The 8,196-nt window shown below is 45.6% G+C and carries 5 protein-coding genes; all 5 read left to right on the forward strand.

Translation table 11 applies throughout. The features are described from left to right. The first annotated feature begins 8 nt into the window (after positions 1-8). Complete coding sequence (gene dnaK, locus V6C93_RS04865; protein ID WP_349262618.1) at positions 9-1,865, forward strand: molecular chaperone DnaK; 1,857 nt, start codon at positions 9-11, stop codon at positions 1,863-1,865. Between the two features lie 153 nt (positions 1,866-2,018). Beyond that, positions 2,019-4,226 (forward strand): tetratricopeptide repeat protein, encoded by a 2,208-nt coding sequence (locus V6C93_RS04870; RefSeq protein ID WP_333475525.1) that lies wholly within the window; start codon positions 2,019-2,021, stop codon positions 4,224-4,226. 218 nt (positions 4,227-4,444) lie between these two features. Continuing rightward, positions 4,445-5,782 (forward strand): TMEM143 family protein, encoded by a 1,338-nt coding sequence (locus V6C93_RS04875; RefSeq protein ID WP_333475526.1) that lies wholly within the window; start codon positions 4,445-4,447, stop codon positions 5,780-5,782. A 127-nt stretch (positions 5,783-5,909) separates the two neighbouring features. Next, positions 5,910-6,464, forward strand: a complete 555-nt coding sequence (locus tag V6C93_RS04880) for a DUF2059 domain-containing protein (RefSeq protein WP_333475527.1) — start codon at positions 5,910-5,912, stop codon at positions 6,462-6,464. Between the two features lie 40 nt (positions 6,465-6,504). Beyond that, the coding region (locus tag V6C93_RS04885) for an SWIM zinc finger family protein (RefSeq protein ID WP_333475528.1) at positions 6,505-8,196 on the forward strand (1,692 nt) is incomplete at its 3' end.

The raw sequence follows: 8,196 nt of genomic DNA on the forward strand, positions 1-8,196 counted from the left end.
TGAGCATTATGGCAAAGGTAATCGGGATTGATTTAGGAATGACGAATTCCCGTGTGGCAGTCCTGGAAGATGGGAAAGCTATAGTTCTTACCAATAGAGATGGCTTCCTAGCAACGCCTTCCGTTATAGGTTACGCCAAAAACGGCGTTAGCGAAGCGGGGTCGAAGAGCCATCGCCTGATCGGTCAAATTGCCAAACGCCAAGCTGTAATCAATAATCAAAACACCATTCACTCCGTCAAACGCTTCATCGGGCGCAAATACGATGAAGTCACCCAGGAAATAAGTCGCGTTTCTTACGAAGTCCTTGCTGCTAGCGACGGCGGAATTACAATCAACTGCCCCAATGCAGGCGCACAGTTTACTCCTGAAGAAATTTCTGCCCAGATTTTACGCCAACTTGTCGATGCTGCCAGCGTCTACCTCGGCGAAGATGTTACCCAAGCTGTGATTACCGTTCCTGCCTACTTTACAGATGCTCAACGACAAGCCACTAAGGATGCGGGCAAATTAGCGGGTTTGGAAGTCCTTCGTATCATCAATGAGCCTACTGCTGCCTGCCTTGCTCACGGACTAGATAAACGGATTCAGGAAACCTTTCTAGTTTTTGATCTGGGCGGTGAAACCTTAGATATCTCTGTCCTGGAAGTTGGTGATGGTGTGTTTGAAATACTGAGTACCAGCAGTGATTTTCACCTTGGCGGCAATAACTTTGAGCAAAAGATTGTTGATTGGCTGGCTGATGAATTTCAGCGTCAAGAAAATATCGATCTGCGCCAAGATAAGCAAGCTTTACAGCGGCTTGTAGAAGCAGCTGAACACGCTAAAATAGAACTTTCCAGCCTTACTCAAACTCAAGCAGAAATTGACCTCCCCTTCATCGCAGCTACTGAAGACGGCCCCAAACATCTTAATGCGACCCTCACGCAGACTAAATTTGAGGAAATGTGCTCAGAACTCCTTGATAGCTGTCGCATTTCTATCGAACAAGTGTTCCAAGAGGCCAAACTGAAAATATCTGATATTAATGAAGTTGTCCTTGTGGGTGGTTCTACTCACATCCCAGCAGTTCAGGAATTAGTACGTCAATTCACTGGCAAAGAACCCATTCAAGGCATTAATCCTGAGGAAGCTGTAGCCCTCGGTGCAGCTATCCAAGCCAGTGTTTTGTCTGGTCGAGTAGACTACGGTTGCATATCTTGGTGTATGACCTCCCTGTCGTTAGGTATAGAAACGCAGCATGGGTTGATGACTAAGCTGATTGACCGCAACACATTCCTCCCAATCAGAAAATCCCAAGTTTTCTCTACCGAAACGGATGGGCAGACGAGTGTAGAAATCAATATTCTACGAGGAGAGCGACCCTTCGCCAAAGATAACAAAAGTTTAGGAATTCTCCGCCTCGATGGAATTCCCCTTGCTCCCAAGGGTGTACCGCAAATCGAAGTTATATTCAACGTTGACCATAATGAAATTCTCTCCGTCACTGCCAAAGATTTAGCAACTGGTAAAGAAGTATCGATGGTACTTGTTCATGCTTTAACTGTTGATCGGTACGAAGTAGAACGAATGAGGGTGGATGCAGAAAGACAGTTTGAAGAAGACCGAAAACTCCTTGAACCGATTCAAGCAAGAGAACAAGTAAAATCAGTTGTTTGGGAGGCCGAAAGACACTTAACTGAACTTGTTGAAAAGCTCTCATCTGTTGATAAAGAATGGGTTGAAGGGTTGGTGAGCAACCTGCGAGATGTGACACAGAAGCAGAGCGGATGCTGCCAACAAGCTCAGTTACCAGTCAGTAACCCTGCCTTCGTTCTAGCAGGAACGCCTACAAGCAGTGCAATGGCAGCTCTTTGTGGCAGTTGAAGGGCTGAATTCAGCGTTTTGCACAAGGGGCGATGAGATTTTGGTATGGTGTACTCCGACAGAAAGGGTATGCGTGTCCGGGCTCATTCTAAAGTTGTGTGCAAAAATCGAGTAATCATCCCTGCGATGCTTGCATTCCTTCGGTGAAACCGTATGAGCTTGGGTCTCGGACAAACAATTGGTGGACGCTACACCATCATCAGCCAACTGGGACAAGGTGGCTTTGGCAGAACCTTTGTGGCACGAGACAAGCACCTGCCCGACCACCAGCAGTGTGTCGTCAAGCAACTGAAACCTCAAGCGACTGACCCATTTACTCTGCAAACCGCAAGGCGTCTATTTGATACGGAAGCTAAAGTTCTGCATCGGTTGGGAAGTCACGACCAAATTCCCCAACTTTTTGCTTACTTTGAGGAAAATCAAGAATTCTATTTGGTGCAGGAATTCATTGATGGGGATGACCTCAGTAAAGAACTCACCCTTCCTTATCAAGGGGGGGCTAATACAGGTAATCCCTCCTTGTACCAAGGGGAAGCTAGCGCAGGTAATCCCCCCCCTTACCAACGAGGAACTGGGGGGGGTCAATTAAGTGAAGACGAGGTGATTTCTCTATTAAAGGAAATTCTGGAAATTTTAGATTTTGTTCATCAGCAGAACGTGATTCACCGGGATATCAATCCGCGAAATATCATTCGACGTAAGCAAGATGGCAAGTTAGTGTTGATCGATTTTGGGGCGGTTAAACAAGTTAGCACTCAAGTCGTCCAAGGAGGACGAACAAACGTTACGATCGCCATTGGTACTCCTGGCTATTTACCCAGCGAACAAGCTAACAGTAATCCTAAATTAAGTAGTGATATTTATGCTGTAGGCATGGTAGGAATTCAAGCTCTCACTGGCATCAGTCCCGACCAGTTACCTATAGATCCCGATACAGGTGAGATAAGCTGGAATGACAAGGCATCGGTTAGTCTTGAATTTGCCGAATTCTTAGATAAAATGGTGCGCTACGATTTCAGACAACGCTACCAGTCAGCCGCTTTAGCCTTACAAAAGCTCAACGAATTAAAGACTGTTTATAAAAGTACTGTTGCCTTGCCTGCGACTTCATCATCAAAATCCATTATCGCCAAACCCAAACTATCTAAAGCATTACTATACAAAGTTTTAATTTCAATGGTTGTTCTTAGCTTGGGGGCTGTGGTAACGGTTTTGACCGTTAACTTGGTCAAGTCTTCCAACGCAACTGAGTTGTATAAACGGGGTGATACCTTCTTAGAATTAAAGCGATATGATGATGCACTTGCATCTTATAATCGAGCCGTTGAACTGAAACCTGAATATGCAGCAGCTTGGAATGGAAAAGGTGATACTCTTTTAGCCCTGAAGCGATATGAAGAAGCTCGTAATGCCTACGACAAAGCAATCCAACTTCAGCCGGATTATTCAGAAGCTTGGATTGGTCGAGGGAACGCCCTAAATTCTTTGCAGCAGTATAAAGAAGCGATAAATTCATTTGAAAGAGCACTTGAATTTAAATCGAATAGTCTGGAAGCCTGGAACAGTAAAGGCAATGTGCAGATTAAATTGCAGAAATATTCAGACGCGATCGCATCTTTTGATAAAGCCGTTCAACTTCAACCTAACTACGCTCCAGCTTGGAACAGTCGTGGCTGGGCACTGCATAACTTGAGGCAGTATGAAGAAGCCGTTAAATCCTATGATAAAGCGGTTGAATCAAAGCCCGATTTTCCTCAGGCTTGGTATCAGCGAGGGAATGCTCTCACGAACTTAAAAAAGTATCAAGAAGCGGTAGAATCTTATGATAAAGCCGTTCAATTTCAGCCGGACTTTTTCAAAGCCTGGTTTAGCCGGGGTAGTGCTTTAATTAACTTACGGCAATACGAACAAGCGTTTGCCTCGTTTGACCAAGCAGCCAAATCCAATCCGGACGACTCGGAAACCTGGTACAATCGCGGCTGGTCACTGCATCAATTGCAGCGCTACGAAGAAGCTGTTACTTCTTATCACAAAGCAATTCGATTACGGCGGAACTTTTACCAAGCTCAATACAACCTGGGTAATGCTTTATATAATTTGAAACGTTACCCAGATGCGATCGCATCTTACAACAGAGTTGTAGAAATTAAACCCAACCACTACGAAGCTTGGTACAGTCGCGGCAATGCTTTAGTGAATTTAAAGCGATATCAAGACGCCATTGAATCATATAACAAAGCGCTTCAATACAAGCCAGATTATCAAGCTGCCAAAGACGCCCAAAACCAAGCGCAGAGTCAGCTAGATTCGGTACCCAAGAAGCCAGAAGAGCAAAAACAACAGGGGGAACCTAAGAACTAATCCCAGCTATAGCTGTTGCCATAAAGGTTAGGACAGATTGAACAGCTAAAACGACTATGTACCATAAATAATCCTTCTGCCTCCTCGTATGAACTCCGGTGCCTTCTGCCTGAAGCCATTTGCTATATCATCTATCATTGCTTGTAGGAGCATGTAAGATGCGACAACTCACGTAGCGTTTTATCCTAGAAAAGGGCTAAGAAGGTACGCTTAGGATTATGGCTTCATATGAAGACAGGGAAGCATTTATCCCCTATCGACGAACAGATCTTATTGAACTTTGCTTAGAAGATGGTCAGTTGGATGCCGTAGAAGGTCAAAAGTTTCGAGAGTTCTGCTCCATTCTTTCCGCCTATTACCATTTTCAATTTCATGGGTATCTAGAAAGCTTAAAGGATAACTATGCTCCCTTTGATCCGGATGCTGATACCAAGTCTCGAAGTGAAACCACTTCCCAAGAGCGGGCGGCTATGGAATCCATGCTGGTTGCCGACTTTAAGAGTATTTTAGAAAGAGCCAATTACACCCCTCTATCACAAGATAGCTTACAAAGAGCCTTTGAAGAAAGGTCATTGATTGAACTTAAAACCCATGTCGATTTTAACGACTTCGAGCAGATGGTCTGCTACTGCCGGGGTGATAGTTATAAAATCGCTGGGTTAAAGAAATTTTTCAGGAAGGTAAAAAAGAAGATTAATGTCTTTGAACGGGTGGTTTTGTTGATTAAATTCAAAGACGAATCTTATTTCGCTTCCAAAAGAGCTAAGCCTGACAAGCTTAAATTCATGCCCGGTAAAATGTACATTTATCTTTATAAAAACATTCCAAAATTTGATATAGAGTTCCTATTTCCTAATGTCAAAACTAGCATGACATGGAAAGACCGCCTCTTGTTCGGGATTCCAGCGATCGGGGCAGCTATTCCGCTCATCCTGAAAGTTTTACCTCAACTGCTCCTAGTCATAGGCGTAATTTTATTTATCACCGTCGGCCCATCTCACCTACACCTAAAAGAATTGAGACCCAGCGAAGAAGAGGTACGCAATATTATGCCCCTTATAGTGGCTATATTGTCCTTGGTGATAGCCTTGGGTGGATTCGCGTTCCAGCAATACACGAGTTACAAAAGTAAGCAAATCAAGTTTCAAAAAAATGTAACAGAAACGCTCTTTTTTAGAAATCTAGCCAGCAATGTTCGCGTTTTTCAGTCTTTAATTGATGCGGCTGAAGAGGAAGAATGTAAAGAGATTATCCTTGTCTTTTATCACCTCCTAACTACCAATACACCTCTGACTTCCGAACAGTTGGATAACCGAATTGAGGTATGGATGGATGAGAAATTTGGCACTCAAATCGACTTTGATATTCATGGCCCCCTGCACAATTTGGAAGAGATACGTGGCAAGATGGCTCAGGATGGCTCCGGGGCTACGAATACACCCGATGTAGCTATACTCAGCAGAGATTCTCAGGGCTATTGCCACCTCCTATCCTTAGACGATGCCTTAGCCGTGATCGATTACGTTTGGGACAATGCTTTCCTCTACAGTCTTTAGAAAAATTATCCGATTCTCAGATTACCTACCTTAGGTGACCTCTCTCATCCACTACACGAATGGTTCAGCCTTTTTCTCTCCCTCCAGTCACAGAAAAGAAATTTCGCCAGAGTCTAGGAGTATGCAAGTGTCAGCTGCAAGACTTATTATCGTAGGTGCAAAATTGGTGTTAATCTTAACAGCACTAGTGCAACCTGTTGCCGCACAAGAATCGTCTGTTCTCGGTAAACGTCATGAACTTGCTGTTAGAGAGCTCATTCAGAACCAAGTAAGTCCTGAATACATGGAGGAGCTATATGCTGAAGCTGCAAGTCAGGCATCAGTACAATTTCAGGCATCAATTCAGCCGACGTTGAAGCGTGCTTTGTCCGATAACGAAAAACAGCGTCTTTACATGTTCTGGTATCGAAAAGCCAAGGATATGATACCCTCTGCAACCCTAGAGCAAATACTTGTGCCCCTGTACGTAAGATATTTCACATTGGATGAAGTTGAGGAACTCAATCGATTTTACCGTACTCCTGTGGGGAAAAAACTCACGGCGTTAACACCCAAGCTAACTCGTGAATCGCAGAGTGCTGGAGAAGAATTGGCGCGGAAAATAACTGCCAACAAGGAATGGATGGACTCTACTCTCAGAGAACTCAAAGCTGAATTCCCATCTTGGTTCTCACAGCAGTAGTGTGACCATTACACTACTACAGGAAAGTCTTGTTGTTCCAATGCTAATTCCCTCACTCACAGAAACCATCATCCGCGATCGCGCAACGGCTAAAGTTTTCCAGCGTGGCGAGCAGTACTATCACTCTGGTGCGGTTGCGGATATTTGTTCAAGGGGCAATACCATCCAGGCAACGGTAGAAGGCAATGAAGTTGAACCTTACCGCGTCAGCATTCAGTTTGATAGTGGGGGAGTCAGGTCTGTGAGTTGCACTTGTGCCTATGATTTTGGGGGTTGGTGCAAACATCTGGTTGCGACTGCACTCATGTGCTTGCGTCAATCGGAAACGGTGAACGAGCGTCCCTCTCTGGAGCAATTACTCGACCAACTCGATCTCGTACAAACCCAGCGACTGGTACAGGAACTTGTTGCCCAAGAGCCGGAGTTGCTCGATCGCATTGATCGCTTCGTGACCCACATTACCCAGGCGACTCCTCAACCTGCCGCCAAAGCCAAACGCCAGACGACTGTAGACCCCCAACCGTATCGCCATCAGGTGAAACGCTTGATGCGAGACGCCCTCAACTATTGGGAAGAGGGATGGGAAGACGACCCGATCGACAACGAGTTACCCGATATTTTGGCGCAGGCTGAAGCCTTTACCCAACAAGGCGATGGCAACAATGCTCTGGTGATTTTAGAAGCCATTACCCAAGCCTGTGCGGAAGATTGGGATGAGATTGCTGATTATGGCGGTGAGGGCGATCGCTTAATTTCACTCCTTGATCCGGTTTGGGCTGAAGCGATTCTCTGTGCCGAATTCCAACCCGGTGAGGCAGTGGATTTGCAAGTCAATTTGGAAGGGTGGCAGGATGCCATTGGGGGAAGCTTTGACTTGAGTTCAGCGGCTTTGCGCCAAGGGTGGGACGATGCACAATTGCAAGCAGTTCTAAGCGGAGACTCGACTGATTTGTGGGAGGACAATCGCCCGGACTATGCGGATGAACTCGCCCAAGTGCGCCTGCAAATTTTAGAGCGTCAGGAACGACTTGAGGAATACCTGAATCTTGCTTATGCTGAAGAGCAAACCCAAGAGTATTTGACGATGTTGGTTCAGTTGGGGCGCGTTGCGGAGGTGATGACACAACAGAATCAACTTAGCTCTACTGAGCAAGCCTTGGTGGTGGCAAAGGCATTGCGGGAACAGGGCGCTGTCTCTGAAGCCTTAACACTGGCTCAGCACGGATTAACCCTTCCAGAATCCGCTCGCCAACATTCCTATTGGGCGACAATCGACTCTATTGAAGAAGTAGGCTTTTATCGTTATCAACTGGCAGACTGGACAAGTGATTTAGCTGAGGGGTTGGGCGAGTTCACCGTAGCACTCTCGACTCGCATCACGGCATTCAAAGCTCAACCATCCTTCAGAGATTATCAAAAAGTGCAGCAGCTAGCAGGGGAAAGCTGGTCAACCATAAAAGTCGATTTGCTCAAGTACCTGCGTCAGCGTGACAATTGGAGGGTACAAGAGGCAAAGGTTGATATTTTCTTGCATGAGGGATTGGTTGAAGATGCGATCGCGGCATTAGGTGACTATGCTAGCCATCACCTGATTCATCGCGTGATGGAAGCTGCGATTCCCCATCGAGCCGAATGGGTGATTGAAAAAGCCCGTCGTCGTGCAGAAGAGATTATGAATCAGGGTAAAGCTAGTGCTTATGATGAAGCCGTAGAGTGGTTGAGAAAAGTCCGC

The organism is Allocoleopsis sp., from assembly GCF_036703385.1.
Lineage (GTDB): Bacteria > Cyanobacteriota > Cyanobacteriia > Cyanobacteriales > Coleofasciculaceae > Allocoleopsis.

Excerpts from the sequence above, each read along its gene's own strand:
- dnaK (WP_349262618.1), top strand. The coding sequence starts at position 9 with ATGGCAAAGGTAATCGGGATTGATTTAGGAATGACGAATTCCCGTGTG.
- V6C93_RS04870 (WP_333475525.1), top strand. The coding sequence starts at position 2,019 with ATGAGCTTGGGTCTCGGACAAACAATTGGTGGACGCTACACCATCATC.
- V6C93_RS04875 (WP_333475526.1), top strand. The coding sequence starts at position 4,445 with ATGGCTTCATATGAAGACAGGGAAGCATTTATCCCCTATCGACGAACA.